Below are 26,994 nucleotides of genomic sequence, written 5' to 3' on the forward strand. Positions count from 1 at the left end.
CGCTTCAGTTGCCGTTCTGCAGATTGTTGGCCGCCACGTAGCGGGCGAGCGTTCCCGAGGCCAGCGCGGCGGAGAGCGCGGCGGTCGCGGCACGGTCCTGCAGGACAATCGACTGGCCGTCCCGGCTGGTCCCGGTGCCGGAGGTCGGCAGCGTGAAGAACACACCACGCCCGGGCGCCGTGTTGCGGAGGCTGAAGGCGAGCTCCTCCAGCGACGCCGGGGTGAAGCTCGCATCCAGGGTCACATGCGGCAGCACCGTCGTGACGAGTTTCCGGACGGTATCGCGGTCCGCCAGGCCGCCGTCGGAGGCCATCTTGGCCATCACGGCCTTCAGGAACGTCTGCTGGTTCCGCACCCGCTGGTAGTCGCCGTCAGGGAAGGCATGGCGCTCGCGGACAAAAGCCAGGGCCTGCAGTCCGTTGAGCCGGTTCACGCCCGCCGGAAAATGCACCTTGTCATCCACGGTGCCGGTGAACGGCTGCTTGATGTCGACGTCGACACCGCCGAGCGCGTCTGTCAGAGCCGCGAACCCCTGGAAATCGAGCATGATCGTGTGGTCGATGTGCGCACCAAGCAGCGCCTCCACCGTCCGGGTCATCAGGGGCAGCCCGCCCAGTTCAAGTGCGGCGTTCACCTTCGCCTCGCCGTGGCCGGGGATGTCGACCCAGAGATCGCGCATGATCGAGAAGCCGTAGATGCTCTGCCGGTCCGCCGGAAGGTGGATGAAAATGAGGGCATCCCCGCGCTGGTCGGAGGTGCTGCCGGCGGCCGCCGCCGCCCGCGCATTGACCCGGCTGTCGCTTCCGATCAGCAGGATGTTAAGGGCGACGGCGGGTGGTTCCGGTGTGGTCGTAGGACTGGGCGGTGTCGAAGGCACGGCAGCCGGGCTGGCGGCCGGCGCCGTGGCTCCCGACGGCCCCGGCCGGGAACGGGTGAGAACGAACACCGCGGCCGAGGCAGCGACGGCGAGCACGAGCAGCACGCCCAGAAGCAGGACAAGCCGACGTCGGCCGGTTCCGGCCTTGGGAGGCGGCGACGGCGGCGGGGACGCCGCGGAAGCCTCGGCTGCCGGCTCCTGAGCGCTCCCCATGAGCGGACGTTACCATTGCCGCCCGCCGCGGACCATGGGCCCAAGGGCCCCCCACCCCGGATCGGATGGCGGGAATCAGTTGCCGTTCTCGAACTTGTTCGCCGCGACGTAATCGCCCAAGGTGTCCGAGGCCATCGCGCCGGAGATGGCCTGGATCGCGTTCGGGTCGGTCACGACGATCGACTGGCCGTCGGAGGACGTTCCGATGCCGCCGGTCGGGAGCGTGAACATGACGGCATTCTGCGCCCGAATGTCCTTGAGCTCGAGGGCCAGACCCGCCACGGCTCCTGAATCCAGGGACTTGTCCACGGTGACGAACGGTGAGACGGCGCCCACCATGTTGTTGATCGTGATCGGGTTGCTCAGCGTCTGGCCCGCAATCGACTTCTTGATGATGGCCCGCAGGAACTCCTGCTGGTTGCGGACGCGCTGGTAGTCGCCGTCAGCGTAGGCGTGGCGTTCGCGCACGAACGCCAAAGCTTCGGTTCCGTTGAAGGTGTGCTGGCCCGGGGCGAAAGACTGGCCCGGAAGCGCGGTGGAGCTAAACGGCACCTTGATGTTCACGGTCACCCCGCCCAGCGCGTCGGTGAGGCCCTTGAAGCCCTCAAAGTCGATCATCGCGACGTGATCGATGCGCTGCTGGAAAATCGACTCGACGGTCTGCACCATCAGGGGCGTGCCGCCCAGGGCCAGCGCGGAGTTGATCTTCGCCTCGCCGTGCCCGGGGATGTTGACCCAGAGGTCGCGCATGATGGACATCGTGTAGATGTTCTTGCGGTCCGCCGGGATGTGCATGAGCATCAGCGTGTCCGCGCGCTGGTTCGTGGGCGTGCCGCCGCCGGCATCTGACTCGGTGGCGCCGCGGCTGTCGCTGCCCATCACCAGGATGTTCATCGCCGTGCCCGTCTTCTGCGGGCGCGTGGACTCGTCCGGGAAGGCCTGGTCAATCTTGCTGGTGCCGGAGTCGAAGGTGCGGGCGAGGTTGAAGAGGTAGCCGCCGGCCACGACCGCGACGAGCGCCACCACCACGGCGACGGCGATCAGCACCGTGCGGCCCCGGCGTTTCCGCACGGGGCGCCGCTCGCGGGTCCCAGGCCCGGGGATGTGGTCTGCGGTTTCGAAGGGGTCTGTCATGTGTTCCTCTACGTCGGCCGGGCTTCGTACCCGGTAGCCATCTGGACCAATGCCGGGTGCCGGACGGGCGCCGTGGCGGCCCCACTACAGTACACCGGGCCCGGTGATCAACACTTTCGGCCCAACAAAGCCGCAGATAACGCGGGGTTTCCCGGATATGAAGCGGACTGTTGCCTACGTCACACTCCCTGCCTAGGCTGGGGGCGGTCGCAGCGTCGCGGCCAAAGCGGTCGCAGCGTCGCGGCCAGGCAGTAAATGCACGAACAGGGGAATCGTTTGAACCACAAACTCCGGGTTCTTGTCAGGCTTGACCTCGATTGCGGTCAGGCAGAAGTAGCAGCGCAGGGACATGTGACGGCGAGGAGCCTCCAAGCCCTGTACGTAGTGGTTAAAAGGGCAAACCACCTCAAAGAAGGACTCCACCTGGTGCTGGATATCAGCCACGCCCGCGTGGAACCGGCGGCCCTCGAGCAGCTCCGGGAGTGCTCGGCCTCCCACCACCTCCCGCCCGCCATTGATCCGCTCCAGTCCGAATGCCAGCTCAGCATCCTGGCTCCGGCGGAAAATGCCCCGGCGCCCCGGCCCCGGAGGCTCGCGGCCTAAGCTTGCGCCGGCTTCCTCACCGCGCCGGTGGGGATTGGCGACGTCGTTCTCTGTGGCGGCGCCCATGAATGCCGGACGTCGCGCGGCAGTGCGATAGCCGGATCCCGCGCGGGCAGCGGCCCGGACAGCCCGGACGGGCCGTACGCGCGGTGCGCGCGTTGGGCGCCGTACGGGCGGTGCGCGCCGAGAGGCGGTTGCCGCCGTCATGCGTCACCCGTGGAACCCTCGTGGATCCCGCGCGCCCTGGCAAGGCGTCCAGGCCTTCCGTGCGCAGGCCTTCTGTGCGCTGGGCCTCTGCGCGCGATCCCTGTATCCGCGGACATCCTGCCTGCGCACGAACCCGCGGGCGGTGCCCTCTCCGGACGTGCGCTGATTTTCCGCGCCCGAGGGGAGCCGGAGTCGGGTCTGCGGTGCTTGACGCATCTCCGGCCTTCCGCATATCCTGAACGAACGGTCGGTAATTATTTATCGGAAATTCATAGGAGCAACCATGGCATCGCAGACCCTGCAGTCAGTGCCCGCCGAGCCATCGCCGGCACGGCATGAACAGAGCCTCGAGGACGCGGCCCGGCGCGACGCCGAGGGCCAGGCATACTTCGACAAAGTCATGGCGGAGGATTCCCGGATCGAGCCGCGCGACTGGATGCCGCCGGCCTACCGCAAGACGCTCCTGCGCCAGATCTCGCAGCACGCGCACTCGGAGATCATCGGCATGCAGCCCGAGGCCAACTGGATTTCACGCGCCCCGAGCCTCAAGCGCAAGGCCATCCTCATGGCCAAGGTCCAGGACGAGGCAGGCCACGGCCTCTATCTCTACTCCGCGGCCGAAACCCTCGGCCAGCCGCGTGATGCGATGATGCAGGACCTGATGGACGGCAAGGCCAAGTACTCCTCCATCTTCAACTACCCGGCCCGCACCTGGGCCGACATGGGCGCCATCGGCTGGATGGTCGACGGCGCCGCGATCGCCAATCAGGTGCCGCTGTGCCGCGCGTCCTTCGGCCCCTACGGCCGGGCCATGGTGCGCGTGTGCAAGGAAGAATCCTTCCACCAGCGCCAGGGCTTCGAGATCCTGCTGGAACTCTCTAACGGCACCCCCGAACAGAAGCAGATGGCCCAGGACGCGGTGAACCGCTGGTACGCCCCGGCCCTGATGATGTTCGGCCCGCCGGATGACGATTCGCCCAACTCCAAGCAGTCCATGGCCTGGAACATCAAGCGTTTCAGCAATGACGAGCTCCGCAACCGCTTTGTCGGCATGATGATGGAGCAGGTCAAGGTCCTCGGGCTCACGCTCCCGGACAAGGACATCCGTTTCAACGAGGAAACCAAGAAATGGGAGCACGGGCCGCTGGACTGGGATGAATTCCACGAAGTCCTCGCCGGCCGTGGCCCCTGCAACGCCCAGCGCCTCGAACGGCGCCGCGAAGCCCACCAGAACGGCGCCTGGGTGCGCGAAGCCGCAGCGGCGTATGCCGAAAAACAGAGCCGCAAGCAAGCAGAGAAGGAATCCGCAGCATGACCACCCCCGAACCTCACGCAGGCAACGTCTGGCCGATCTGGGAAGTGTTCGTCCGCTCCAGCCGCGGCCTGTCCCACGTCCACGCAGGATCCCTGCACGCACCCGACGCGGCCATGGCCCTGCGGAACGCCCGTGACCTCTACACCCGGCGGAACGAAGGGGTGTCCATCTGGGTGGTTCCCGCCGAGGCCATCGCGTCCAGCGATCCCGATTCCAAGGGGTCCTTCTTTGAGTCCCCGCAGGGCAAGGACTACCGCCACGCCACGTACTACACCAAGAGCGAGGGAGTGAAGCACCTGTGAGCACCGCCGAAACTGCCGCAGCTGCGGCACCCGCAGAGACAGATACCGTCGGCCACGGCGACATCTCCGTCGGCGTCTCCGGTGCCGGCGCCAGCGGCGACGGCGCCGCCAGCGCAACGCGCATCACCCCCGGCAACGCCCTCCGCCCGGAGGACATCGCCCTTGCCGTGAGCCGCGGCGCCGCGAAGCCGAGCGACGACGTCGCCGAGTTCGCCCTGCGCGTGGGCGACGACGCCCTGATCCTGGCCCAGCGCCTGGGCCACTGGATCTCCCGTGCGCCGGAGCTCGAAGAGGACATCGCGCTGGGCAACATCGCCCTGGACCAGCTCGGCCACGCCCGGTCCTTCCTGAGCTACGCCGGCGGCCTGGACGGTCGCAGCGAAGACGATCTCGCCTACTTCCGCCGCGAGCACGAGTTCCGCTCCGCGGAGCTCTTCGAGCAGCCCAACGGCGACTTCGCCGTCACGATCGCCCGGCAGTTCGTGGTCAGCTACTACCAATTCGAGCTTTATCGTCGGCTGACGTCCTCCACCGACGCCACCCTGGCCGGCATCGCCGCCAAGGCGGTCAAGGAAGTGGACTACCACCGGGACCACAGTGCCCAGTGGGTCCTGCGCCTGGCCCAGGGTACGGACGAATCCCGCGAGAAGATGATCCACGGATTCAAGGTCATCTGGCCCTACGTGGATGAGCTGTTCCGCGACGACGAGCTCACCGGACGGCTGAGCGAAGCCGGCGCCGCGCCGCAGCCGTCGAGCCTGCGCGAGGACTTCGACCGGCTCACCGGCGAGGTCCTGGCCGAAGCAGAGCTTGAGGTCCCCCACGTGCAGCCCGCCCCCGGCGGAGGCCGCCGCGGCCTGCACTCCGAACACCTCGGCTACCTCCTCGCCGAAATGCAGGTGCTCGCCCGCGAGTACCCCGGAGCCAGCTGGTAACCACGATGGACATGTTTGTCTCCCATCCGGACACCCCGGGGCGCCGCGATGCCGCCCAGGGCAACACCGCCCAGGCGAAAGCCTGGGCGGTGGCCGCCACCGTCTGCGACCCTGAAATCCCGGTCCTCACCATCGAGGACCTGGGTATCCTGCGCAACGTCCAGGTGACGAAGGAACCAAGCGCTGACGACGGCGGCATGGTTCCCGCCGTCCACGTCACCATCACCCCGACCTACTCCGGCTGCCCCGCCATGGACACCATCCGGGATGACCTCACCGCGGCGTTCCACCGCGCAGGGTACCCCAGCGTCCAGGTCGAACTCGTCCTGTCCCCGGCCTGGACCACGGACTGGATGAGCGAGGACGGCAAGGCCAAACTGGAGGAGTACGGCATCGCGCCGCCCTCCGGCCACTCCAACGCGGTGCGCCACGCCGGACCGGTGCGGCTGTCCCTCGCCGTCAAATGCCCCCAGTGCTCATCGCTGAACACCAAAGAACTCACCCGCTTCGGTTCCACGTCCTGCAAGGCCCTTTACGTGTGCCAGGACTGCAAGGAACCGTTCGACTACTTCAAAGTTTTGTAAGGAACAGGTGCCTCCATGACTGTTGTCCGCCAGACCGCCGCCGAGTCGGCCGCAGCCACCGGCCGCCGTCGTGCGTCCTTCCACACCCTGACGGTGGACGAAGTCCGCCGGCTCACCGATGACGCCATCGAGGTGACGTTCGGCGTTCCGACCGAGCTCGCGGGGCAGTTCGACTACCTGCCGGGCCAGTACGTCGCGCTCCGCACAACCCTGCCCGACGCCGACGGCCAGCCGCACGAGATCCGCCGCAGCTACTCGATCTGCGCCGAACCGCGCAGCTTCGAGGACGGCAGCAGCGAAATCCGGGTGGCCATCAAGAAGGACCTCGGCGGCCTGTTCTCCACGTGGGCCAACGCCGAGCTCAAGGCCGGCGACGTCCTGGACGTCATGAGCCCCATGGGCGCGTTTGTCTCCAAACACGGCCGTGACGGCAAGCCCGTCGAGCAGAACGTCATGAATTCCATGAACCACCCGGAAGAGCTAGCGGGGGAGCCGGGCTCGTTCGTGGCCATCGCCGCCGGCTCCGGCATCACTCCCGTGATCGCCATCGCCCGCACCTTGCTGGCGGCCCACCCGGAGACCCGCTTCGACCTCATCTACGCCAACAAGGCCGCCATGGACGTGATGTTCCTTGAGGAACTCGCGGACCTGAAGGACAAGTACCCGGCCCGGCTGGCGCTGCACCACGTGCTCTCGCGTGAACAGCGGATCGCGCCGCTGCTCAGCGGCAGGATCGACGCAGAGAAGCTCCAGGCGCTGCTGGGCACCGCCATCCACGCCGACGACGTCGACGAATGGTTCCTCTGCGGCCCGTTCGAACTCGTCCAGCTCTGCAGGGACACCCTCGCCGCCCGCGGCGTCGCCCCCGAACATGTCCGGTTCGAACTGTTCACCTCCGGCAAGCCGGACCGTCCCGAAGGCAACATCGGCCGGCCCGTCATCGCCGACGAGTCGCAGGATACCTACAAGATCACGTTCAAGCTGGACGGCCTGCAGGGCGAGGTCACAAGCCCCACTCACGCCCGGGAATCGATCCTCAACGCAGCCCTCCGGGTCCGCCCCGATGTGCCGTTCGCGTGCGCCGGCGGCGTCTGCGGCACCTGCCGCGCCAAGGTGGTGACCGGCAAGGTCACCATGGACGAGAACTACGCCCTGGAGCAGGACGAGCTCGACAAGGGCTACGTCCTGACCTGCCAGTCCCACCCCACCACCCCGGAAGTCACGGTCGACTTCGACGTCTAGGCCTTTCCCAATCCAAGGAGTCCCATGATTTCCCTGTCCATCGCCGACGGCGTCGCCGAAGTAGTGCTCGACGCGCCGTACAAGCTGAACTCCCTCGACGAACAGGCACTGGCGGACTTGTCCCGGGCCTACGACGACGCCGCTGACGCCGCCGCACGCGGCGAGGTCCGGGCACTGCTGCTCCGCGGCGAGGGACGCGCCTTCTGCGCCGGCCGCGACATTGCCGGCGTGACCCCGGAGAGCGACGACGCCCAGGCCTACCTGGGCGGCCTCGTCCAGCCGCTCCTCAAGAAGATGAGCGCCTTCCCCGCGCCCACGTTCGCCGCGGCCCAGGGCGCGTGCCTCGGCGTGGGACTCGGCCTGCTGCTGGCCACTGACGTGGTCTACGTGGCGGAGAACGCCAAATTCGGTTCACCGTTCGCAAAGCTCGGCGCGACACTGGATTCCGGCGGGCACTGGTACTTCACCGAGCGCCTCGGCATGCACCGGACCCTGGATCTGATCTATACCGCCGAGCTCATGAGCGGCGCCGACGCCGTGGCGCAGGGCCTGTTCAGCCGGGCGATGCCCGCCGCGGAACTGCTGGAGAACACCCGCGCCATCGTGGCCTCTGTGGCGACGGGCGCGACCGGGGCATTCAACGCCAGCAAGGAGCTCGTGGCGCACATCAGGGACCAGCGCCTTGGGCTGTGGGAGGCCATGGAAGAGGAGAACGCCGAGCAGGCGCGGCTGTGCAAGAGCGAGGACTACGCAGAGGGTTTCCGCGCCTTTCAGGAGAAGCGCTCCCCGGTTTTCAAAGGCTGACAGGCGCCCCGGCGCGGGACCCGGGACCGGGAATGTCCACTACTTGTCTTTGCTCCGAAGCATTCTCATTTCCGGAACCCGCTTGTAATGTTCGGTTATGACTCTGGGGAAATCTGTAACTAAAGCTGTCATACCCGCCGCGGGATTGGGAACGCGCTTCCTGCCTGCCACGAAGGCAATGCCCAAGGAAATGCTTCCGGTGGTCGACCAGCCGGCGATCCAATACGTTGTGGAGGAGGCCGTCCGGGCCGGGCTGACGGATCTGCTCATGGTTACCGGGCGCCAAAAGCGCGCGCTGGAGGACCACTTCGACCGCGAGCCCTCGCTCGAACACGCCCTCGAGCTCAAGGGCGACCTTGACCGGCTGGAGGCCGTCCGCCACGCCTCGCGACTGGGCCCGCTGCACTACGTGCGCCAAGGGGACCCCAAAGGGCTCGGCCACGCGGTCCTGTGCGCCCGCCAGCACGTGGGCGATGAACCGTTCGCCGTGCTGCTCGGCGACGATCTGATCGACGAGCGGGACGAGCTGCTGACCGCCATGATCGGGGTCCAGGCCAGGACCGGAGGTTCCGTCGTCGCCTTGATCGAGGTGGATCCGGCCGAAATCAGCGCCTATGGCTGTGCCGACATCTCGGCGATACCGGGCGAGGAGCATGTCCGGGTCAACCGCCTCGTGGAGAAGCCCGACGTCGCCGATGCCCCGTCCAATCTGGCCGTGATCGGCCGGTACGTCCTGCATCCGGAGATATTCGACGTCCTCGAGGAAACCTCTCCTGGCCGCGGCGGCGAAATCCAGCTCACCGATGCGCTCCAGACCCTCGCCGTGTCCGACTGCGAGGGCGGCGGCGTTTACGGCGTGGTGTTCAGGGGGCGCCGGTACGACACCGGAGACAAACTGAGCTACCTCAAGGCGGTCATCTCGATCGCCGCCGACCGGGTGGAGTTCGGCGAAGAGCTCCGGGCCTGGATGAAAGAGTTCGTCAGCTAGCGCGTATCCAGGTCTTCAAAAACCAGGAACGTCTGGGTGTCCAGGACCCCCGGCATGGACTGCAGCTGGTCGAAGATCACCCGGCGCAGGTCGATGTTGTCCACCGCGCGCACCAGCAGGATCACGTCGAAGTCCCCGCCCACCAGCGCAATGTGGTGCACCTCGGGGATGGCGCGCAGGAGTTCGCGCAGCTCGCGCCAGGAATGCTGGCGCACCTTCAGCGTGACGTAGGCGGACGACTTCAGGCCGGCCTTGATCGGATCCACCAGCGCCGTGAACTTGGTCAACACGCCTTCGCCGGTGAGCCGGGCAATCCGGGTGTAGGCGTGGGCGCGGGATATGTGGACGTTCTCCGCCACCTGTGTCACGGACATCCGGCCGTCCCGGGTCAGCTCCGCAATGATGTTCCGGTCCACATCGTCCAGCGGCACCGCCACCTGGTCCGGCTCGAGCTCTGCCATTCGTCTACAACCCCCGCCGGTAATCCAGCTCACACTTACGATTTGTCTTCCAGATTAGGGCAAATTTATGGACTTCTCCACGATTTGCGGCGGAGGTGGATACGAAACATCCGCTGGCAGCATACTGGGAAAGATTAGTGGCTACAGAAGGACGGACCAATGACGATCTCCGCAGACCAGACTGCGCAGCAACCCGCGCAGCAAGATGCTGCCAGCGAGGCTGTGCGCAAGTTCGGCATCACGGTTGAGGACTACATGCTCCCGGCCCGCCACCAGATCCAGATGGTCGGCCCGGACGGGACACTGAACCCCCACACCGAGCAGGGCACCCAGCCGGGGCACGAATACAGCCTGCCCGGCGACGCCGAACTGCTCGCCGCCTACGAACAGCTCGTCGTCGGCCGGCGCGTCAATGACCAGAACTCCGCCCTGGTCCGGCAGGGCCGGATGGCCGTGTACCCCTCGAGCCACGGCCAGGAGGCCTGCCAGGTCGCTGCGGCGCTGTGCCTGTCCGAGGGCGACTGGATGTTCCCCACGTACCGCGACTCCGTGGCCGTGATGGCCCGCGGCGTGGACCCCGTCCAGACCATGACGCTCTTCCGCGGCGACTGGCACGGCGGCTACGACCCCTCCCGGCACAAGGTCGGCATCCAGTGCACACCGCTGACCACCCAACTGCTGCACGGCGTCGGCGTCGCGCACGCGGCCAAGCTGCGCGGCGAGGACACCGTGGTCCTGGCCATGTGCGGCGACGGCGCCACAAGTGAAGGCGACTTCCATGAGGCCTTGAACTTCGCCGCCGTCTTCCATCTGCCGGTGGTCTTCTTCGTCCAGAACAACCAGTACGCGATCTCCGTGCCGCTCGCGCACCAGTCCGTCGCGCCGTCGCTCGCGCACAAAGCCGTCGGCTATGGCATGGCCGGCGAACGCGTGGACGGCAACGACGTCGTCGCACTGCTCGCGGTCCTGGGCCGGGCGGTCAAGCTCGCCCGGGAAGGCTCGGGCCCGCTGCTCGTGGAGGCCCACACCTACCGGATGCAGGCGCACACCAACGCCGATGACGCTACCCGCTATCGGCAGGACAGCGAAGTCGCCGAATGGGTGGCCAAGGACCCGCTGAGCCGGATGAGGACCTACCTGACGGACCGCGGCATCCTCGATGACGACGGTGCCGCCCGGATCGCCGACAAGGCCGAAGCGGTCGCCGCCCAGCTGCGCGAAGGCCTCAGCGAAGAGGTTCCGGTGGAGCCGCTGGACCTCTTCAAATACGTCTTCTCCACCCCCACGCCGCAACTGAAGGAGCAGTCCGCCATGCTCGCCGACGAACTGGCCCGCGACGCCGCATCCACCGCAACCGCATCCACTTCAAAGGGGGCAGCAAAATGAGCCCCACCGTCACCACGTCCTCCGAGGCAAACGGCAACGTCAGCGCCGCCACGGCCCGCGCGGCCGCCCGGGCTGCGGTTGAGGCCGAGAAGACCGGCCCACAGACCATCACCCTGGCCAAGGCCCTGAACACCGCTATGGCCGACGCCATGCACGCCGATGAGTCGGTCCTGGTCTTCGGCGAAGACGTCGGGATGCTCGGCGGCGTCTTCCGCATCACCGACGGCCTGACCAAGACCTTCGGGCAGAGCCGCTGCTTCGACACCCCACTGGCCGAATCCGGCATCGTCGGCATGGCCGTCGGCATGGCCATGAACGGGATGCGCCCGGTCATCGAGATGCAGTTCGACGCCTTCGCCTACCCGGCCTTCGAGCAAATCGTCAGCCACGTCGCCAAGATGCACAACCGCACCAAGGGCGCCGTGAAGCTGCCCATCGTCATCCGGGTCCCCTACGCCGGCGGCATCGGCGGAGTGGAACACCACTGCGACTCCTCCGAGGCCTACTACGCCCACACCGCAGGCCTGAAGGTGTTCACCCCGGCCACGGTGGCGGACGGTTACCGGATGCTCCGCGAAGCCATTGACTCCGACGACCCCGTCATGTTCATGGAGCCCAAGAAGCTGTACTGGTCCAAGGACCAGGTGGACCTGGACGCGCTGCGCGCCGAGCACGCAGCGAACACCGAACGGGGCACGTCCTCCGAGGGCCGCGCCGCCGTCGCCCGCCCCGGCACCGACGCCACCTTGATCGCCTACGGCCCGTCCGTCCCGACGGCGCTCGCCGCCGCGGCCGCGGCCGCGGAGGAAGGCCGCTCGCTGGAAGTGATCGACGTCCGCTCCATCGTGCCGTTCGACGACGAAACGGTCTGCGCCTCGGTCCGCAAGACCGGCCGCGCCGTGGTCATCGCCGAGGCCCACGGCTTCGCGTCCGTGGCCTCGGAAATCGTGGCCCGGGTCCAGGAACGCTGCTTCCACCACCTCGCCGCGCCGATCCGCCGCGTCACCGGCTTCGACGTGCCCTACCCGGCACCGAAGCTCGAGCACTACTATCTGCCCGGCGTGGACCGCATCCTTGACGCCGTTGACGACCTCCAGTGGGAAGACTGACCATGAGCGAACCAAAAGTATTCCTCCTGCCGGACCTCGGCGAAGGCCTCACCGAGGCCGAGCTCGTCAACTGGCTCGTGGCCGTGGGTGACGAGATCCGCGTGGACCAGCCGATCGCCGAGGTCGAGACCGCCAAGTCCATGGTGGAGGTGCCCTCGCCGTACGCCGGCACCGTGGCCGTGCTGCACGGCGAGCCCGGCCAGACGCTCGATGTCGGCAAGCCGCTGATCTCGGTAATGCCGGTCGGCGCCGTTGTCGCCGCTGGTAGCGCCGCCACAGGCGATGCCGCCCCCGCCCCTTCGCCGGACAGCATTCGTCCTGCGGACGATGCTGCCGGCTCCGGAAGGCCCGATGCCACTCTCGGGGCGGCATCGCCTGCGTCGGCGGGTTTCGCTGCTGGCTCACCTGCTGTCGCCCAGTCCGGCGCCGCTGCAGGTTCTTCTCCTGACGCTGCTGCCGACTCGCCTGCTGCAGCTGCCGCTGAGGCATACCGCGAGGAGGAGAAGGCCGGGTCGGGGAATGTCCTGATTGGGTACGGGACTCCTGGCGGGCATGGGGTTGCCCGGCGGACCCGGGCTCCTAAGGGGACTGTTGGGACTGCTCCGGCGGCGCCTCGGGTGTCGGAGGCCGAGACGGCTGCCGATGACCTGTTGCTCCTGCGCACCCGGGTTCCCGGGAAGCTGGGGGCCGTTATTTCTCCGCTGGTCCGCCGGATGGCGCGCGATCATGGGGTCGATTTGGGGGGACTCCAGGGGTCGGGTGCCAGCGGGCTCATCATGCGCCGGGACGTTGAGGCGGCCATCAAGCCAGCCCCGGCCGTTGAGCTCCCGGGGGTTGAGCCTGCCGAGCTGCCGGTTCCGGCAGAGCCGGCAGTCCCAGCCGCGGCATCCGGGGCTACGGATGCCCGCACCGGGCTGGGCATCGCCGGACGCACCGCCGTCCGCGGCGTGCGGAAGGCCGTCGCGGCGAACATGACCCGCAGCCGCTCCGAAATCCCGGAAGCCACGGTGTGGGTGGACGTGGACGCCACGGCGCTCGTGGAACTGCGTGCCGCGCTGAAGACGTCCGATCCGGAGAACACTCCGGGTTTGCTGGCGTTCATCGCCCGGTTCGTCGTCGCCGGGCTGAAGAAGTACCCCGCGCTCAACACCAGGATCGTCACCACCGAGGACACCACCGGCGGCGCCAGCCAGGAAATCGTGGAGTTCGACGGCGTCAATCTCGGTTTCGCGGCGCAGACCGACCGCGGGCTGATGGTGCCGTCAGTGCGCAACGCGGACAAGCTCAGCGCCCGCCAGCTGGACGCCGAGATCCGACGCCTCACCGCCGTCGTCCGCGACGGCAAGGCGACCCCGGCGGAACTGGGCAGCGGCACATTCACGCTGAACAACTACGGCGTGTTCGGTGTGGACGGCTCCGCCGCGATCATCAACCACCCGGAGGTGGGGATCCTCGGCGTCGGGCGGATCATCGACAAGCCCTGGGTGGTCAACGGGGAACTCGCAGTCCGCAAGGTCACCGAACTGACGCTCACTTTCGACCACCGCGTGTGCGACGGCGGCACGGCAGGGGGCTTCCTGCGCTATGTCGCCGACGCGATCGAGAACCCGGGGTCGGCGCTCGCGGACATGTGAGCATTGCCCGGGGACGCCGGGCGTTGGGGCGGGAGGGCAGCCGGGTCCTCCCGCCCAATGTGGCGCGGGACGGGCATGCCCTCCGGGATTTGCCAGCCTTCACAGGTAGAATTGAGGCCTGGACAGCGCACCAACAACGCCGGAATAGCGTCTGAATTACGGAGATTTAATGTCACGATGGCTCGAAGTCGGTCCGGACAACTACGTACTGACAACACAAGATTCTTGGCTCAACACGGGGCTGGTGGTCGGCACTGAGCGCGCCATGGTGATCGACACCGGCGGCGGGCCTCGGCAGGGCCGCGAGATCCTGGCCGCCGTGCGGGAAAAGACCGGGTTGCCGCTCGTCGTCGTCAACACCCACGCCCACTACGATCACTTCTTCGGGAACGCCGTTTTCGCCGCCGACGGCGTCACGGAATTCTGGGCGCACGAGAACTGCGCCGCGGAAATCGAGGAGAACGGCGACGAGCAGCGCCGGTTCGTGACCTTGGCCGAGCCGGAAATGGCGGCGGGGGAGGGCACCGACGTCGAGCTCGTGGTCCCGAACGCGATCGTCAAGGACCAGCCGGTCCTCGTGGACCTTGGCGGACAGGTCGCCACCTTGTTCTACCTGGGCCGCGGACACACCGACGGCGACCTCCTGGTCGGCACGTCGAGCACGGTCTTCGCCGGCGACCTCGTGGAACAGGGATCCCACCCCTCCTTTGAGGATTCGTTCCCGGAAGATTGGGCCGATGCCCTCCGGCACCTGTCCGCGCTGCGGCACCGCTACGAGTTCCTGGTCCCGGGTCACGGCGAGCCGTGCAGCGACCAGTTCGTCAAGACCATGGCCAACACCATGACCACCGCAGTACGGCAGGCAATCCAGGCCACGCGGGAAACACCGGATGACGCGACCAAAGCGATCCCGATCCTGCCGTACGGTCCTGAGCAGTCGCGCTGGTTCATCAAACGCCTGCAGGACACGCGCGCCCACCGCTAGGGCCCGGTTGCGGCATCCGATGGTAAGGGTGCTCACCACTGCCCCTAGACTTGTTCCTTGAACGATGTCAATCGAGCACTGCAGCGGTCTGCGCTGTGATCCCTGGGGGGAACGAACATGCCAGAACCGGTCGAAAACAAGACCGCCACCGGCCGCCCTGAAGCTGACGCAGCTGCAGAGCAGGCCCAACTCCCGCGCCGGAGAGACCGCCGCCGCGGTGACGACTCCGACGCCTGGACAGGAACCATGCCCATCATCTCCAGCAACCAGGCCGAACAGCGCCCCACGGCGCCGAGCAGTTCCTGGGCGGAGGCTGCCGCTGCAGCCGACGCGCCCGCGCGCACGCAGCCTGCAAAACCGTCCAAGGACCCCGTCCTGAAACCGCCTGCCCCCGAGGCTGCTCCTGCCGTGCCTGCCCAGCCGACCCGCGCCACCCGTTCGGCCAGCCGGGCCGCCGCCCTGGCAGACGCCCCCGTGCCTGACTTCATCAGTTCCCCGGGCCTTTTTGTCCGGGAGCAGAAGCCCCGGCCCATCGGCGGGTTCCGCGGCGCCCTTTACAAGCTGACCGGTGGCGGGCTGAACCTGGGGCCGAGCGCCCGGCAGCGTGAAGAGGACGAGCTCGCCCGGCGCATCTCCCGCCAGCTCCAGGGGAGCTACAACACGGCTGTCCTGAGCCTCAAGGGCGGTATCGGCAAGACCTCCACGACGGTGGGCGTCGGACTGACCCTGGCCGAGTTCCGCGGCGATCCGCCGTGCGCGATTGACGCCAACCCTGATTCCGGCGACCTTGTGGAGCGCGCCCTCGGCGAGGGGATCTACCAGCAGCAGAGCCCGCGCACCATCACGGACCTGCTCAAGAACATCGATTCCGTCGATTCGCTCACTGCCCTGGCCCGCTACATGCACCATGCCGGCAGGCTCCACCTCATCGCCGGTGAACAGGACCCCGAGGTGTCGGACTCACTGACGGCAGAGGAATACCTGCGGATCCGCAAGCTCATCTCCGCCTACTACTCGGTGGCGCTGATCGACTGCGGCACCGGCGTCACGCACAATGCCATGAGCGGCATCCTGCAATCTGCGGACAACCTGATCATCGCGGCCGGGTACGCCGTCAGCGGCGCCAAGCGCGCCCGCAGCACCCTCCACTGGCTGGCCAGCCACGGCTACGAGGACCTGGCGCGCAACGCCGTAGTTGTCATCACGGACAAGGACGAGGTGTCCACGCGGGTGGACAAGGACGCGATCGAGGAACACCTGTCCGGCATTTGCCGGCAGCTGATCGCGGTCCCGCACGACCGCGGCGTGGCCGACGGCGACCTCGTCACCCTGGACGTGCTCCGCCCCGAAACGCGGCGCGCCTACCGGGAGATTGCCGCGGCAATCGTGGACGGATACGTCTAGGCCCACGTGCCCGGACTGCCGCGGTAGATTAAGGCATGGCCAACAACTCAATCGGGGAAGACGCCGCCCTGCACCTCCAGGACCTTCTTCTGGGAACCGAAAATGTCGAGGACTTCCTGGGCCGGCTCGCCGCGTTCTCGGCCGCTGCGTTGAGCCGCACCGCCGACGCCGAGATTGACTGCGGCGTCACGCTGCAGCGCCGGAAACGGACCATGACGGTCGCGGGCAGCAGCCCGCGGGCGGTCACCTTGGACCGCATCGAGCAGAGCCTCGGCGACGGCCCCTGCATCGAGGCGCTGCGGACCAAGGCCCTGGTCCTGCTCGAGGATGTCGACACCGATCCCCGCTGGCCCGACTACCAGCGCCAGCTTGCAGCCCAGGGCTGCCGCAGCATGCTGGGTGTCCCGCTGGAAATCGGCGAGGACGCCGCCGCGGCCCTGAACTTCTTCGCGCCGGACACCGGGCTCTTCACCGAGGACATCATCGCCGAAGCGGCCGGATTCGCCGATCTCGCCGGCCGTGCCCTCCGGCTGGCCGTGCGGCTAGGGACCTTCCAGTCCCGGGCCGAGGACCTGCAGGCCGCCCTGGAAAACCGTACGTCTATCAACCTCGCGTGCGGCGTGATCATGGCCCAGAACCGCTGCTCCCAGGAGCAGGCCATGGCCATTCTCACCCGGGTGTCCAGCAACCGGAACCAGAAGCTGAGAGAAGTCGCCGCGGACGTGCTCCGGAACCTCACCAGCGAGGAAGTCCGCACCCACTTCGACGCCTAAACCTGGGAGCGCCCGCCGGTTGCCTAGGATGAAGGGGATGACCACCACACGCCTCGCCCCGTTCAGCCTCCGCAGTATCGCCGTACCCGCCTTCGGGCCGGCTCTCATGTTCAGCCTGGGCGAGGGCGCGATCCTGCCGGTGGTTGCCCTGTCCGCCCGCGATCTGGGCGCCTCCGTGGCCGGTGCTGCGCTGATCGTGACGCTGATCGGCCTCGGATCCTGGTTCTTCAACCTGCCGGCGTCCCTGATCACCCTGAAGTTCGGCGAACGCTGGGCGATCGTGGGGGCCGCGGCCGCCAGCGCGGCGGCCCTCGCCGCCGCCGCAGTCGCTCCGCTGTTTCCCGGCGGACTCTGGGTGCTGGCGGCGGCGATGGTGGTGGTCGGCATGGCCGCCAGCGTCTTCAGCCTGGCGCGGCAGAAGTACCTGACCGAGGCCGTGCCGGTCATGCTCCGGGCCCGGGCCCTGTCCACGCTCGGCGGCGTCAACAGGATCGGGATCTTCATCGGCCCGTTCATCGGCGCCGCCGTCATGCAGTTTGCCGGCATCACCGGCGCCTACTGGGTCGGCGTCGTGGCCATGGCCGCCGCGGCAGCCGTGTCCGTCACCATCCCCGACCTCGAGGCAGCCCCGGCGCCCGAGGACGGCGTTCCCCGGCAACAGCCCACCCTGCGCAGCATCGCCGTGTCCCACGCCGGCGTCTTCCTGACCGTTGGAGGCGGGGTCCTTCTGCTCAGCGCGATCCGGGCCTCCCGTCAGGCGGTCATCCCGCTGTGGGCCGACCATCTGGGCCTGGACCCCACCCAGGCCTCCCTCATCTACGGGATCTCCGGGGCCATCGACATGCTGGTGTTCTACCCCGCGGGACGGCTCATGGACCGCAAGGGCCGGCAATGGGTGGCCGTGCCGTCCACCCTCATCATGGGGACCGCCATGGTGCTGATCCCGCTCAGCACCGGCTTCGTCTCCCTGATGCTGGCGGCGCTCCTGATCGGCTTCGGCAACGGCATCAGCTCCGGCCTGAACATGACGCTTGGGGCCGATTTCTCGCCGGACGCCGGCCGCGGCCAGTTCCTCGGCATCTGGCGCTTCATGGCCGATGCCGGCTCTACCGGCGGACCCGTGCTGCTCTCCGGCGTGACGGCCGCAGTCTCGCTCGGGGCCGGGGTGGCCGCCACCGGCGTGCTGGGCTTCGCTGCTGCGGCGGTCTTCGCCGTCACCATTCCCCGGCTCAAATACCGGCGGAACTACTGACCTGCTCCCGCTGGCTGCAGGTTTCCGGGCGGCCGGCCCTTGGGTGCGACTCCACCAGGGGTGCGTTCCGTGCGGGGGCACTTTGAAGGGCTTTTCGGTGGCGACGCCGGGTATCCCCGGCGTGTCCGTGTCAAAGCGCCCCCGGACGGCGCCACCGGGTTAGCCAGGCGGCCTATGCACCCTCGCTGCTACGCGTCCCGCCGTCGTGCGGCAAGGCCGAACAGCCACACGGCCGCCACGGTGGCGAGGTAGCCCGCGATGACAATCAGGGACGTCCCTGCCCAGAAGTAGCTGGTGGTGCTGATCTCCTGCCCACCCGGACCGATGCTCAGCAAGGCGTAGGCTGCCACCCCGGCCGCGGCAAGTCCGGTGAGTACGGGGAGCGCCACCCATATCCTGGCTGAGGCCCAGTGCTCCCCGTAACCGTCCCAGACGTTCCAGCGCGGGCCGGTGCGGATGATCAGCCAGCCGGCCGGGAGCATGAACGCCCCCACCACGAGGAATGCCGCGACGACGTCGGCCGGGCGGTGCCATTGGTTGATCAGGGTGGAAACGCCGGTGGCGACGGCGAAGCTGCCGCCCAGATAGCCGGCAAGAGGCCGCCAGCGCGGCGAGACCATGAGGAAGACGGCGGCGGCGGCCGAGGCCGCCATGGTGGTGTGGCCGGAGGGCAGCGAGTTCAGTTCCAGTGTCTCGACGCCGCGGTACGGCCGGACCGGGAGCAGGTCCTTGAGGATCTGCGTGGCCAGGTTGGCGCCCACGCAGGCCGCAATCGCGATCCCGGCTGCAGCCCAGCGTCGCCTCAGAATGGTGACGAAGATGACCACGATTGACGCGATCACGACACAGAGCGCTGGCAGCCAGTCCAGCAACTTGGTGGCGGCTTTGCCCGCGGTTCCGCTGAGCGCCACCGCTTCCACAAGGGCGGACTCGTCAATGAACTGGCCCGTGGTGGTGCGGACAAAGAAGAAATACGTTGCGGCCAGCCCGGCGATGCAGGCGACAGTGGCCAGAACGAACAGGGCGGCCGTGCCCCTGCCCGGAGACCACCGCGCCCGCGGATCCGGAGTCGTGCCGGCCCGGGTCTTGGGGGCCTGAGTCTTCGTTGCCCGGGCCCTTGGCGCCCGGGCCGCTGGCGCGGAGGTCCTGGGCGCCTGGGCCTGAAGGACCTGCGTCTCCGGGATCTGCGTCTCAGGGATTGGTGTTCCAGAGACTGGGGCAGACGGGTCCCGTGGGGTGGGTTCCTGCCGAAAAGTCATGCCATCAAGGCTCCCACAGAACCCTCCACGCCACCTGATGGACCGGACGCGCGGCGCGAGGGTAGTGTCCGGACAAAAAACGAGTACACACTACTCGTGCCATGCCGGAACGCGATTCGTAGAGTCGACAGTGCCGGCGCGGCTTGTCCCCGGCAGTACGCTCCTTGAGCGGGGCCGGCGGAGACGAGTTTCCTGGTCCAGGAACTCACCCCCAGTCGACGCCGGCCCAATCAAGGGCCCCGCCCCAATCAGGGGCCCGCTTCCCGTGACAGCGTCTCAGCCCGGCATATGGGTTCACGGCGTCCCAGTCCGGAACGTTCCAGCCCAGAGCATCCCAGTACGGAGCATCCCAGTACAGAGTGTCCCAGTACAGTGGCATCATGCCCGCCCATTCCCTCGACCCACAGCCGTTGGACCCACATTCCCTGGACCCCCTTGCCGCCGGCACACCGCCACATTCCGATGCATCCCTGCCCGGCCTTGATGAGCTCCTTGCCGGTTCCCATGTGGTGAGCCTGCCGATGCGTGTGAAGTTCCGGGGCATCCTGCAGCGCGAGGCCCTCCTGCTCCGCGGCCCCCTGGGCTGGGGCGAATTCTGTCCCTTCCCGGAGTATGAGGATGCCGAGGCCTCCCGCTGGCTTGCGGCCGCGATCGAGGCCGGGTGGTCAGGGTTCCCTGCGCCGTTGCGGGACAGCATCCCGGTCAACGCCACAGTGCCTGCCGTGCCGGCACACCGGGTGCCCGAAGTCCTGGCCCGCTTTGGTCGGGTGGACGCGGTCAAGGTCAAAGTTGCCGAGCGCGGCCAGAGCCTCGACGACGACGCCGCCCGGGTGGCGGCCGTCCGGGAGGCGTTGCCGGATGCCGCGATCCGGGTGGACGCGAACGGCGGCTGGGACGTGCCCGAGGCCGTCACCGCACTGACGCGGCTTGCCGCCGTCGGACTCGAATACGCCGAACAGCCCGTTCCTGATATCGCGGGCCTCGCCGAAGTCCGCCGCCGGCTCCGGGCCGCCGGCGTCCCCGTCCTGATAGCCGCTGACGAGAGCGTGCGCAAGGAGGACGACCCCCTCAAGGTGGCACGCGCCGGCGCCGCGGACCTGATCGTGGTTAAAGTCGCACCGCTCGGGGGAGTGCGGCGCGCCCTTGAGATTGTGGCGCAGGCGGGGCTCCCCGCCGTCGTGAGTTCCGCGCTGGACACTTCCGTGGGAATCCGGGCCGGGCTGGCCCTCGCCGCCGTCTTGCCGGAGCTGCCCTATGCCTGCGGCCTGGGGACGGTGTCCCTGCTCGCCGCGGACGTCACGCACGACTCCCTCGTTGCCGACGACGGCGCGATCACCCTCCGCGACGTCCGCCCGGCGCCGGAGCTCCTGGCCGCTCATGCCGCCTCTCCGGAACGCCGGGACTGGTGGCTGGAGCGGCTGCGGCGCGTGCACGCGGTGCTGGCCGCCCCGCCCGTCCGGTAGGGCACAGCGTCGGGTAGGGCCACGGGGCCGGTAGGGACAGCGCCGTTCACCGCTTCTTCACCCGGGGGACGGCTTCGCGTAGCCCGTGGCTGGAAGGGTGGGTGCCACCGCACCGCACGCACCCCTTGGAAGGTCTCTCCATGCCCGCATCCTCCGGACGCACCTTTTCCCTGCTCCCCATGCTTGGCCACACGAAGGGCAAACGCAGCCCTGTCACGTGCGCGCTCAAATGCGACAACGCCTGTTCAGGCGAGGTCTGCAACACCAGCAGCAACAGCTACTTCCGGGACATCGCCTCCGCCACGATGTCCCGCCGCGCAGCACTCGGCTTCGGCGCCGCCGGCGCGCTCGCCGTCGTCCTCGGCAACACGGTGACGTCCGCCGGCACGGCAGTGGCCGACGGCGGCCCGGGCCTCGCGGCCGCCGCCAAAGACGGCCTCGGTGCATCCAAGCTGCAGTTCACGGCCATCGCGCCGGTGGACGCCGCCGTGGACAAGCTCACCGTCCCCGCCGGCTTCACCTGGCAGCCGGTCATCCGCTGGGGCGACCCGCTGTTCAACGACTCCCCGGCGTTCGACGTCGACCACCAGAGCGCAGCCGCACAGGCCCGCCAATTCGGCTACAACAACGACTACACGGACATCCTGCCGATCGACGGCTCCAAGGACCGCCGGGCAGTGCTCTTCACGAACCACGAATACACCAACGAAAACATCATGCTGCCGGCCGGGTTCGACGCCGCCGAGACCCGCGCGATCGGCCGGGCCGCCCACGGGCTCACCGTCGTGGAACTGGAGCGGAAGAACAAGAACAAGCCCTGGAGCTACGTCAAAGGCGCCGGACTGAACCGCCGCTTCCTGACCGACACCACCTACGAACTCGACGGCCCGGCTGCCGGATCCGCCCTCCTGAAGACCACCGCCGATCCCTCCGGCCGGGCCATCAAGGGCACCCTGGGCAACTGCTCCGGCGGAACCACGCCGTGGGGCACCATCCTCTCCGGCGAAGAAAACTTCAACGGCTACTTCGCCGCGCCCGGAACGTCCGACTCGGACAAGCGTTACGGACTGACCAGCAAGCCCACCGCGCGCCAGTGGGAACTGGATGACCCGCGCTTCGACACCCGCAACCCCGGCTACGAGAACGAGGCCAACCGCTTCGGCTGGATCGTGGAAGTTGACCCGTTCGACCCCGCGTCCACGCCCCGCAAGCACTCCGCGATGGGCCGCTTCAAACACGAGGGCGCCAACTTGATCGTCGCCAAGTCCGGTCACGTGGTGGCCTACATGGGCGACGACGAACGCTTCGACTACCTTTACAAGTTTGTCTCGGCCGGAACGTACCGCCCCGGCACGACGGCGGAGGACCGCAAGAACAACCTGACGCTGCTCTCGGAGGGCGACCTCTACGTTGCCAAGTTCACCGGCAACTCCGCGCCGGCAGAGTTCGACGGCTCGGGGAAACTCCCCGCCGACGGCACATTCGACGGCTCCGGCGAATGGCTGCCGCTCGTTGTGGGCGGGCAGTCAAAGGTGGCGGGGATGTCCGTGGAGGAAGTGCTGGTCTACACGCGTCTCGCCGCAGACAAGGTTGGCCCCACGAAGATGGACCGCTGCGAAGACGTCCAGCCCAGCCTGCACACCGGCAAGGTCTATGTGGTCTGCACCAACAACACGGACCGCGGCAAGACCGGCAAGGAGGGTGCCACCGAGGTTAACCCCCGCACCCTGAACCGGGACGGCCACATCGTCGAAATCACCGAGACCGGGGACCAGACGTCCACCACGTTCGGCTGGAACCTGCTCATGGTCTGCGGGGATCCGGCAAAGAACTCGGCCGCCTACTTCGCCGGATTCCCGCCCAGCCAGGTCTCGCCGATCTCCTGCCCGGACAACGTGGCCTTCGACTCCGTGGGCAACCTGTGGATCTCCACCGACGGTGCGCCGTCCAGCATCGGCTACGCCGACGGGCTCTTCAAGGTCACCCTGGACGGTGCCGACCGGGGCAAGGTGGAGCAGTTCCTCGCCGTCCCGCGCGACGCCGAGACCTGCGGCCCGGTGATCCACGACGACGAACGGACGGTCTTCGTTGCCGTTCAGCACCCGGGGGAGGAAGGCACCTTCGCCGACCAGCCCTCCTACTTCCCGGACTACGTCGCTGCCGGAGCGACGCCGAAGCCAGGCCAGGCGCGCGCCCCGCGCCCGTCTGTGGTCCAGGTGCTCCGCGCCGACGCCTAACCACCTTTCGGGCCACAGCAACGCGGGGTCACTTCACGCCCATGTGACTTTGGCCGCCCTGCATGGGCGATATCTGACCCCGCGTTGCTTCTGAGTGCGTTGCTCCTGAGGGCGGCCGAGCATCGGGGGAGGGCTCCTACTGATAATTTGGGACTGTGAATAATCCGGCTGAATTGGTTGTCCCCAGAGTCCAGGCTGCAATTGCCACCGCGTTCGGCGAAGAGTTCCGGCAGACGGACCCGGTGGTCAGGCCCTCCCAATTCGCCGACATCCAGATCAACGCCGCCATGGCCCTGGCCAAGAAGGCCGGCCTGCCGCCGCGGGATGCCGCGGCAAAGATCGTGGATGCCCTGAACCTGGACGGCATCTGCACCGGCGTCGAAATTTCCGGGCCCGGCTTCATCAACCTGAGCTTTGACGGCACGTGGATCGAGGAACTGCTCAACGCTGAGGCGGCCGAAGCCGCGTCCAAGGCCACCGCCGTCACGCCCGCCGCAACACCGCAGCGCGTCGTCGTCGACTATTCCTCCCCGAACGTCGCCAAGGAAATGCACGTCGGCCACCTGCGCACCACCGTCGTGGGGGACAGCCTGGTCAAGGTGCTCGAGGCCCTCGGCGACACCGTGATCCGGCAGAACCACATCGGCGACTGGGGCACCCCCTTCGGCATGCTGATCGAGCACTGGCTGGAGATCGGCGAGGACTCCCCGGAAGCGGCGCTGCTGGTGGATGACCCCAGCGCGTTCTACCAGGCTGCCCGGGCCAAGTTCGATTCCTCCGCCGCCGACGCGGACGGCTTCGCCACCCGGGCCCGGCTCCGCGTCGTTGCCCTCCAGGGCGGCGACGAGGAGACCTTCGCGGTCTGGCAGCGGCTCGTTGCCCAGTCCAAGCGCTACTTCAACGCCATTTACTCCATGCTCGGCATCAGCCTCACCGATGACCACATCGCCGGCGAAAGCTCCTACGACGAGCATCTGGCACAACTGTGCCAGGAGCTTGAGGAGCGCGGCCTCGCCCGGATCAGCGACGGCGCCCTGTGCACCTTCCCCGACGGCTTTTCGGGCCGCGACGGGCAGCCGCTGCCGCTGATCATCCGCAAGTCCGACGGCGGCTACGGCTACGGCACCACGGACCTCGCCACCATCCGCTACCGGGTCCGTGAGCTGGAGGCAGACCGCGTCCTCTACGTCGTGGGTGCCCCGCAGAACGTGCACCTGCGGATGGTCATGGCCACCGCCCGGGACGCCGACTGGCTTCCGGACACGGTCGAGGCCGTCCACGTGCAGATCGGCAACGTGCTCGGCGAGGACGGCAAGATCCTCAAGTCCCGCTCCGGCGCCCCGGTGAAACTCATGGCCCTGCTCGAGGAGGCCGTGGACCGCGCCCGCGCCGTCATCGACGCCAGCCGGCCCGAGCTCAGCGACGAGGAACGCGCCGTGACCGCCCGCCAGGTGGGCATCGGTGCCGTCAAGTACGCCGACCTCTCCACCGGCCACGACACCGAGTACGTCTTCGACTTCGACCGCATGCTCGCCCTCAGCGGTAACACCGGACCCTACGTGCAGTATGCGGCCGCACGGATCCGGTCCATCCTGCGCAAGGCCGGGGTTCTGGAGCAGTTCACCGACGGCGGCGCTGGCGGCACTGTCGCCGACGGCACTTCCGCAGCCGGCGCCCGGGCCGGCGGTCCTGCCACGGCGATCGCCGTCGTCGAACCCGCGGAACGTGCGCTGGCCCTGCACCTGCTGGAGTTCGACACGACGCTGAACAAGGTCCGGGATGCGCTGGAGCCGCACCGGCTCTGCGGCTACCTCTTCGAGCTCGCCCAGCTGTTCACCTCCTTCTACGACCAGTGCCCGGTACTCAAGGCCGAGGAGTCCGTCCGGGAGTCCCGGCTGGCCCTGTGCGCCCTGGTGCTGCGCCGCTTGTCCGGCGGGCTGGAGCTGCTGGGCATCGAGACGCCGGAGAACATGTGACCTCCGCCGGCGCGTCCTCGACGTCCGGCCTGTCCGCGGTGGAGGCAGCGCGCATCGCCGTCAGCACCCTGCTCGACGCCGGGGTGCGCCAGGTCGTGGTGTCCCCGGGTTCCCGCTCGGCGCCCATGGCCTATGCCTTGGCCGAAGCCGAAAGCGCCGGCCGGCTGGAGCTGCTGGTCCGGATCGACGAGCGCTCGGCAGGCTTCACGGCCCTCGGCCTCGCCCTCTCCACGGGGGCCCCGGTCGCCGTCCTCACCACCTCCGGGACCGCCGTCGGCAATCTCCTGCCGGCAGTGATGGAGGCAAACCACGCCGCGGTGCCGCTCGTGGTCCTCTCCGCCGACCGGCCCGAGGAACTGCGCGGGACCGGGGCCAACCAGACCACCGTGCAGCTGGACCTGTTCGGCGAGCACGTTCGCTTCGCCGTCGACGTCCCTGCGGGCAGCGATCCGCAGCGCGCCGTGGAAACCGCACTCAGCGCAGCCACCGGAGCCTTCGAGGACACGCCTCCCGGGCCGGTCCAGCTCAACCTGGCCTTCCGCGACCCGCTGGTCCCGGCGGAGGGCGACGCCCTGCCCGTTGAAACCGGGCGCGGTGTCTACCGGGCCGCCCGGAACCCCCTGGTGCTGGACTTTCCGGCCGCGCCACCGGCCCTGCCGGAGCGCCGCACCGTCGTGCTGGCCGGGCACGACGCCGGCCCGGTCGCCGAGGCTTTCGCCCGCGCGCACAGCCTGCCGCTGCTGGCTGAACCCTCCTCCAATGCCCGGTTCGGCCCCAACGCCGTCGGGCCCTACCGGCTGCTGATTGACCACTTCGGCGCGGACTCCGCCCAGCCGATCGAACGCGTGGTCCTCTTCGGCCGGCCGACGCTCTCCCGGCCGGTCAGTGCGCTCCTGGCCAGGGCGGACGTGCCGTCGGCCCTGTACCAGCCCGTCCCCGTAGCCTGGTACGAACCCGGCCGGCGGACCGAACTGCCACTGGAAAGCCTCGCGGACCTGGCGGAGTTCGCCGGGCGCGGGTCTGCCGCGTGGCTCGATGCCTGGCTGATGGCAGGTGCCGCCGCGCAGCGCGCCGTGGACCTGGTCCTTGCCGCGTCCCCGGCTGCGACCGGGCCGTCCGTCGGCGCCGAGGTCTGGAAACACAGCCGCGGGCAGCTGGTGCTGGGCTCGTCGAACGGGATCCGCGACGTCGACCTCGCGGGGGCACCGCCCGCTGAACCGCAGGCCACCATGTTCGCCAACCGCGGCCTCGCCGGGATCGACGGCACCACGTCCACCGCCACGGGCATCGCGCTCGGCGGGCGCCAGGAAACGACAGTGCTCATGGGTGACGTCACGTTCCTGCACGACGCCGGCGGGCTCCTCCTCGGTGCCGGGGAGGCCGAACCCCTGCTGCGCATCGTGGTGCTCAACGACGCAGGCGGTGCCATCTTTGGTCTCCTGGAGCACGGCGCGGTGGCCGCGGCCGGGCGCTACGGCAACGCCGTCGAACGCCTCTTCGCGACCCCGCAGCGGGTGGATCTCGCCGCGCTGGCGGCCGCCTACGGCGTCGCGCACCGTCTGGTGGGCACGACGGCGGAACTCGCCGACGCGCTGTCCCGCCCGGTGGAAGGCCGCAGCATCATCGAAGTGCGCACGGACCGGCACAGCCTCGGGAAACTGCACCGCGCCATCCGGGCCGCCGTCGAGGCCGCCGTGGAAGGCGTCCCGCAGGCCTAACCCGGTTTTCGACGCGCAAAATACCCACCGACGCCGGAATACCCGCCGCGATGGGTAAGTTGCGCGTCGCAGAACGGAATGCGCGTCGGGTTGTCCACACCCGGGCGGTAGGTCATGGCGCCGCCGCCCCCGT

The 26,994-nt window shown here is 68.5% G+C and carries 23 protein-coding genes; 19 read left to right on the plus strand and 4 right to left on the minus strand.

All coding sequences use genetic code 11. The annotated features are described in order from the left end of the window. Window positions 1-4 precede the first annotated feature (4 nt). Both ACVWZ7_RS15135 and ACVWZ7_RS15140 read right to left on the minus strand, forming a co-directional pair. Window positions 5-1,090, minus strand: coding sequence for an LCP family protein (locus ACVWZ7_RS15135; RefSeq protein ID WP_344361802.1), 1,086 nt, complete (start codon window positions 1,088-1,090; stop codon window positions 5-7). Between the two features lie 75 nt (window positions 1,091-1,165). Beyond that, window positions 1,166-2,224, minus strand: coding sequence for an LCP family protein (locus ACVWZ7_RS15140; RefSeq protein ID WP_344361805.1), 1,059 nt, complete (start codon window positions 2,222-2,224; stop codon window positions 1,166-1,168). A 384-nt stretch (window positions 2,225-2,608) separates the two neighbouring features. On the opposite strand from ACVWZ7_RS15140, the gene ACVWZ7_RS15145 reads away from it, so the two are divergent. The 8 genes from ACVWZ7_RS15145 to galU all read left to right on the plus strand — a co-directional run bounded on the left by ACVWZ7_RS15145 (window position 2,609) and on the right by galU (window position 9,204). Next, window positions 2,609-2,827 carry a hypothetical protein gene (locus tag ACVWZ7_RS15145; protein ID WP_337189802.1) on the plus strand — a complete coding sequence of 73 codons (219 nt, stop codon included), beginning with the start codon at window positions 2,609-2,611 and terminating at the stop codon, window positions 2,825-2,827. 490 nt (window positions 2,828-3,317) lie between these two features. Beyond that, a complete protein-coding gene (paaA, locus tag ACVWZ7_RS15150; RefSeq protein WP_116765237.1) occupies window positions 3,318-4,349 on the plus strand; it encodes a 1,2-phenylacetyl-CoA epoxidase subunit PaaA in 1,032 nt (343 codons plus the stop codon). Then, window positions 4,346-4,651: a 1,2-phenylacetyl-CoA epoxidase subunit PaaB gene (gene paaB, locus ACVWZ7_RS15155; protein WP_116765236.1), complete on the plus strand. Its 306-nt coding sequence runs from the start codon at window positions 4,346-4,348 to the stop codon at window positions 4,649-4,651. Before paaA ends, paaB begins: the two co-directional genes overlap by 4 nt. Beyond that, a complete protein-coding gene (gene paaC, locus ACVWZ7_RS15160) occupies window positions 4,648-5,586 on the plus strand; it encodes a 1,2-phenylacetyl-CoA epoxidase subunit PaaC (RefSeq protein WP_116765235.1) in 939 nt (312 codons plus the stop codon). The genes paaB and paaC overlap by 4 nt, the downstream gene beginning before the upstream one ends. An 11-nt stretch (window positions 5,587-5,597) precedes the next feature. After that, a complete protein-coding gene (paaD, locus tag ACVWZ7_RS15165) occupies window positions 5,598-6,170 on the plus strand; it encodes a 1,2-phenylacetyl-CoA epoxidase subunit PaaD (protein ID WP_116765349.1) in 573 nt (190 codons plus the stop codon). A gap of 15 nt (window positions 6,171-6,185) precedes the next feature. Further along, window positions 6,186-7,412: a 1,2-phenylacetyl-CoA epoxidase subunit PaaE gene (paaE, locus tag ACVWZ7_RS15170; protein ID WP_344361818.1), complete on the plus strand. Its 1,227-nt coding sequence runs from the start codon at window positions 6,186-6,188 to the stop codon at window positions 7,410-7,412. Between the two features lie 24 nt (window positions 7,413-7,436). Further along, window positions 7,437-8,216: an enoyl-CoA hydratase/isomerase family protein gene (locus ACVWZ7_RS15175; protein ID WP_116765233.1), complete on the plus strand. Its 780-nt coding sequence runs from the start codon at window positions 7,437-7,439 to the stop codon at window positions 8,214-8,216. A 97-nt stretch (window positions 8,217-8,313) separates the two neighbouring features. Beyond that, window positions 8,314-9,204, plus strand: coding sequence for a UTP--glucose-1-phosphate uridylyltransferase GalU (gene galU / locus ACVWZ7_RS15180; protein WP_344361822.1), 891 nt, complete (start codon window positions 8,314-8,316; stop codon window positions 9,202-9,204). Here galU and ACVWZ7_RS15185 read toward each other — a convergent pair. Then, window positions 9,201-9,665: an Lrp/AsnC family transcriptional regulator gene (locus ACVWZ7_RS15185; protein ID WP_091251190.1), complete on the minus strand. Its 465-nt coding sequence runs from the start codon at window positions 9,663-9,665 to the stop codon at window positions 9,201-9,203. The genes galU and ACVWZ7_RS15185 overlap by 4 nt on opposite strands. 159 nt (window positions 9,666-9,824) lie before the next feature. Between ACVWZ7_RS15185 and pdhA the strand changes: the two genes are divergently transcribed. The 7 genes from pdhA (at window position 9,825) to ACVWZ7_RS15220 (ending at window position 18,208) form a co-directional block, all read left to right on the plus strand. Then, a complete protein-coding gene (pdhA, locus tag ACVWZ7_RS15190; protein WP_344361827.1) occupies window positions 9,825-11,051 on the plus strand; it encodes a pyruvate dehydrogenase (acetyl-transferring) E1 component subunit alpha in 1,227 nt (408 codons plus the stop codon). Next, window positions 11,048-12,160 (plus strand): alpha-ketoacid dehydrogenase subunit beta, encoded by a 1,113-nt coding sequence (locus ACVWZ7_RS15195; protein ID WP_456508362.1) that lies wholly within the window; start codon window positions 11,048-11,050, stop codon window positions 12,158-12,160. The genes pdhA and ACVWZ7_RS15195 overlap by 4 nt, the downstream gene beginning before the upstream one ends. A gap of 2 nt (window positions 12,161-12,162) precedes the next feature. Beyond that, window positions 12,163-13,794, plus strand: coding sequence for a dihydrolipoamide acetyltransferase family protein (locus ACVWZ7_RS15200; RefSeq protein ID WP_456508363.1), 1,632 nt, complete (start codon window positions 12,163-12,165; stop codon window positions 13,792-13,794). 169 nt (window positions 13,795-13,963) lie between these two features. Continuing rightward, the gene (locus ACVWZ7_RS15205; protein WP_116765228.1) at window positions 13,964-14,779 is read left to right on the plus strand and encodes an MBL fold metallo-hydrolase; all 816 of its coding nucleotides are present in this window, start codon (window positions 13,964-13,966) and stop codon (window positions 14,777-14,779) included. Window positions 14,780-14,896: 117 nt separating this feature from the next. Further along, window positions 14,897-16,183: a MinD/ParA family ATP-binding protein gene (locus tag ACVWZ7_RS15210; protein WP_456508364.1), complete on the plus strand. Its 1,287-nt coding sequence runs from the start codon at window positions 14,897-14,899 to the stop codon at window positions 16,181-16,183. A 35-nt stretch (window positions 16,184-16,218) separates the two neighbouring features. Continuing rightward, window positions 16,219-16,956: a GAF and ANTAR domain-containing protein gene (locus ACVWZ7_RS15215; protein ID WP_456508365.1), complete on the plus strand. Its 738-nt coding sequence runs from the start codon at window positions 16,219-16,221 to the stop codon at window positions 16,954-16,956. A 37-nt stretch (window positions 16,957-16,993) separates the two neighbouring features. Further along, window positions 16,994-18,208 (plus strand): MFS transporter, encoded by a 1,215-nt coding sequence (locus tag ACVWZ7_RS15220; RefSeq protein WP_344361839.1) that lies wholly within the window; start codon window positions 16,994-16,996, stop codon window positions 18,206-18,208. Window positions 18,209-18,396: 188 nt separating this feature from the next. On the opposite strand, the gene ACVWZ7_RS15225 is transcribed toward ACVWZ7_RS15220, so the two are convergent. Beyond that, complete coding sequence (locus tag ACVWZ7_RS15225) at window positions 18,397-19,467, minus strand: phosphatase PAP2 family protein (protein WP_344361841.1); 1,071 nt, start codon at window positions 19,465-19,467, stop codon at window positions 18,397-18,399. Window positions 19,468-19,847: 380 nt separating this feature from the next. Here ACVWZ7_RS15225 and ACVWZ7_RS15230 point away from each other — a divergent pair, with 380 nt between their 5' ends. The 4 genes from ACVWZ7_RS15230 to menD all read left to right on the plus strand — a co-directional run bounded on the left by ACVWZ7_RS15230 (window position 19,848) and on the right by menD (window position 26,861). Beyond that, on the plus strand, window positions 19,848-20,930 hold the full coding sequence (locus ACVWZ7_RS15230; RefSeq protein WP_344361843.1) for an o-succinylbenzoate synthase: 1,083 nt from the start codon (window positions 19,848-19,850) through the stop codon (window positions 20,928-20,930). Between the two features lie 140 nt (window positions 20,931-21,070). Continuing rightward, window positions 21,071-23,167 (plus strand): PhoX family protein, encoded by a 2,097-nt coding sequence (locus tag ACVWZ7_RS15235; protein WP_456508366.1) that lies wholly within the window; start codon window positions 21,071-21,073, stop codon window positions 23,165-23,167. Between the two features lie 155 nt (window positions 23,168-23,322). Beyond that, a complete protein-coding gene (gene argS / locus ACVWZ7_RS15240) occupies window positions 23,323-25,143 on the plus strand; it encodes an arginine--tRNA ligase (RefSeq protein ID WP_456508367.1) in 1,821 nt (606 codons plus the stop codon). Beyond that, window positions 25,140-26,861 (plus strand): 2-succinyl-5-enolpyruvyl-6-hydroxy-3-cyclohexene-1-carboxylic-acid synthase, encoded by a 1,722-nt coding sequence (gene menD, locus ACVWZ7_RS15245; RefSeq protein ID WP_456508368.1) that lies wholly within the window; start codon window positions 25,140-25,142, stop codon window positions 26,859-26,861. Before argS ends, menD begins: the two co-directional genes overlap by 4 nt. The last annotated feature ends 133 nt before the right edge of the window (window positions 26,862-26,994 follow it).

The sequence above is a fragment of the Arthrobacter sp. TE12232 genome (genome assembly GCF_054062615.1).

Coding starts and splice junctions, on each gene's coding strand:
- ACVWZ7_RS15135 (WP_344361802.1), bottom strand. CDS start 1,090: ATGGGGAGCGCTCAGGAGCCGGCAGCCGAGGCTTCCGCGGCGTCCCCG.
- ACVWZ7_RS15140 (WP_344361805.1), bottom strand. CDS start 2,224: ATGACAGACCCCTTCGAAACCGCAGACCACATCCCCGGGCCTGGGACC.
- paaA (WP_116765237.1), top strand. CDS start 3,318: ATGGCATCGCAGACCCTGCAGTCAGTGCCCGCCGAGCCATCGCCGGCA.
- paaB (WP_116765236.1), top strand. CDS start 4,346: ATGACCACCCCCGAACCTCACGCAGGCAACGTCTGGCCGATCTGGGAA.
- paaD (WP_116765349.1), top strand. CDS start 5,598: ATGTTTGTCTCCCATCCGGACACCCCGGGGCGCCGCGATGCCGCCCAG.
- paaE (WP_344361818.1), top strand. CDS start 6,186: ATGACTGTTGTCCGCCAGACCGCCGCCGAGTCGGCCGCAGCCACCGGC.
- ACVWZ7_RS15175 (WP_116765233.1), top strand. CDS start 7,437: ATGATTTCCCTGTCCATCGCCGACGGCGTCGCCGAAGTAGTGCTCGAC.
- galU (WP_344361822.1), top strand. CDS start 8,314: ATGACTCTGGGGAAATCTGTAACTAAAGCTGTCATACCCGCCGCGGGA.
- ACVWZ7_RS15185 (WP_091251190.1), bottom strand. CDS start 9,665: ATGGCAGAGCTCGAGCCGGACCAGGTGGCGGTGCCGCTGGACGATGTG.
- pdhA (WP_344361827.1), top strand. CDS start 9,825: ATGACGATCTCCGCAGACCAGACTGCGCAGCAACCCGCGCAGCAAGAT.
- ACVWZ7_RS15195 (WP_456508362.1), top strand. CDS start 11,048: ATGAGCCCCACCGTCACCACGTCCTCCGAGGCAAACGGCAACGTCAGC.
- ACVWZ7_RS15200 (WP_456508363.1), top strand. CDS start 12,163: ATGAGCGAACCAAAAGTATTCCTCCTGCCGGACCTCGGCGAAGGCCTC.
- ACVWZ7_RS15205 (WP_116765228.1), top strand. CDS start 13,964: ATGTCACGATGGCTCGAAGTCGGTCCGGACAACTACGTACTGACAACA.
- ACVWZ7_RS15210 (WP_456508364.1), top strand. CDS start 14,897: ATGCCAGAACCGGTCGAAAACAAGACCGCCACCGGCCGCCCTGAAGCT.
- ACVWZ7_RS15215 (WP_456508365.1), top strand. CDS start 16,219: ATGGCCAACAACTCAATCGGGGAAGACGCCGCCCTGCACCTCCAGGAC.
- ACVWZ7_RS15220 (WP_344361839.1), top strand. CDS start 16,994: ATGACCACCACACGCCTCGCCCCGTTCAGCCTCCGCAGTATCGCCGTA.
- ACVWZ7_RS15225 (WP_344361841.1), bottom strand. CDS start 19,467: ATGACTTTTCGGCAGGAACCCACCCCACGGGACCCGTCTGCCCCAGTC.
- ACVWZ7_RS15230 (WP_344361843.1), top strand. CDS start 19,848: ATGCCCGCCCATTCCCTCGACCCACAGCCGTTGGACCCACATTCCCTG.
- ACVWZ7_RS15235 (WP_456508366.1), top strand. CDS start 21,071: ATGCCCGCATCCTCCGGACGCACCTTTTCCCTGCTCCCCATGCTTGGC.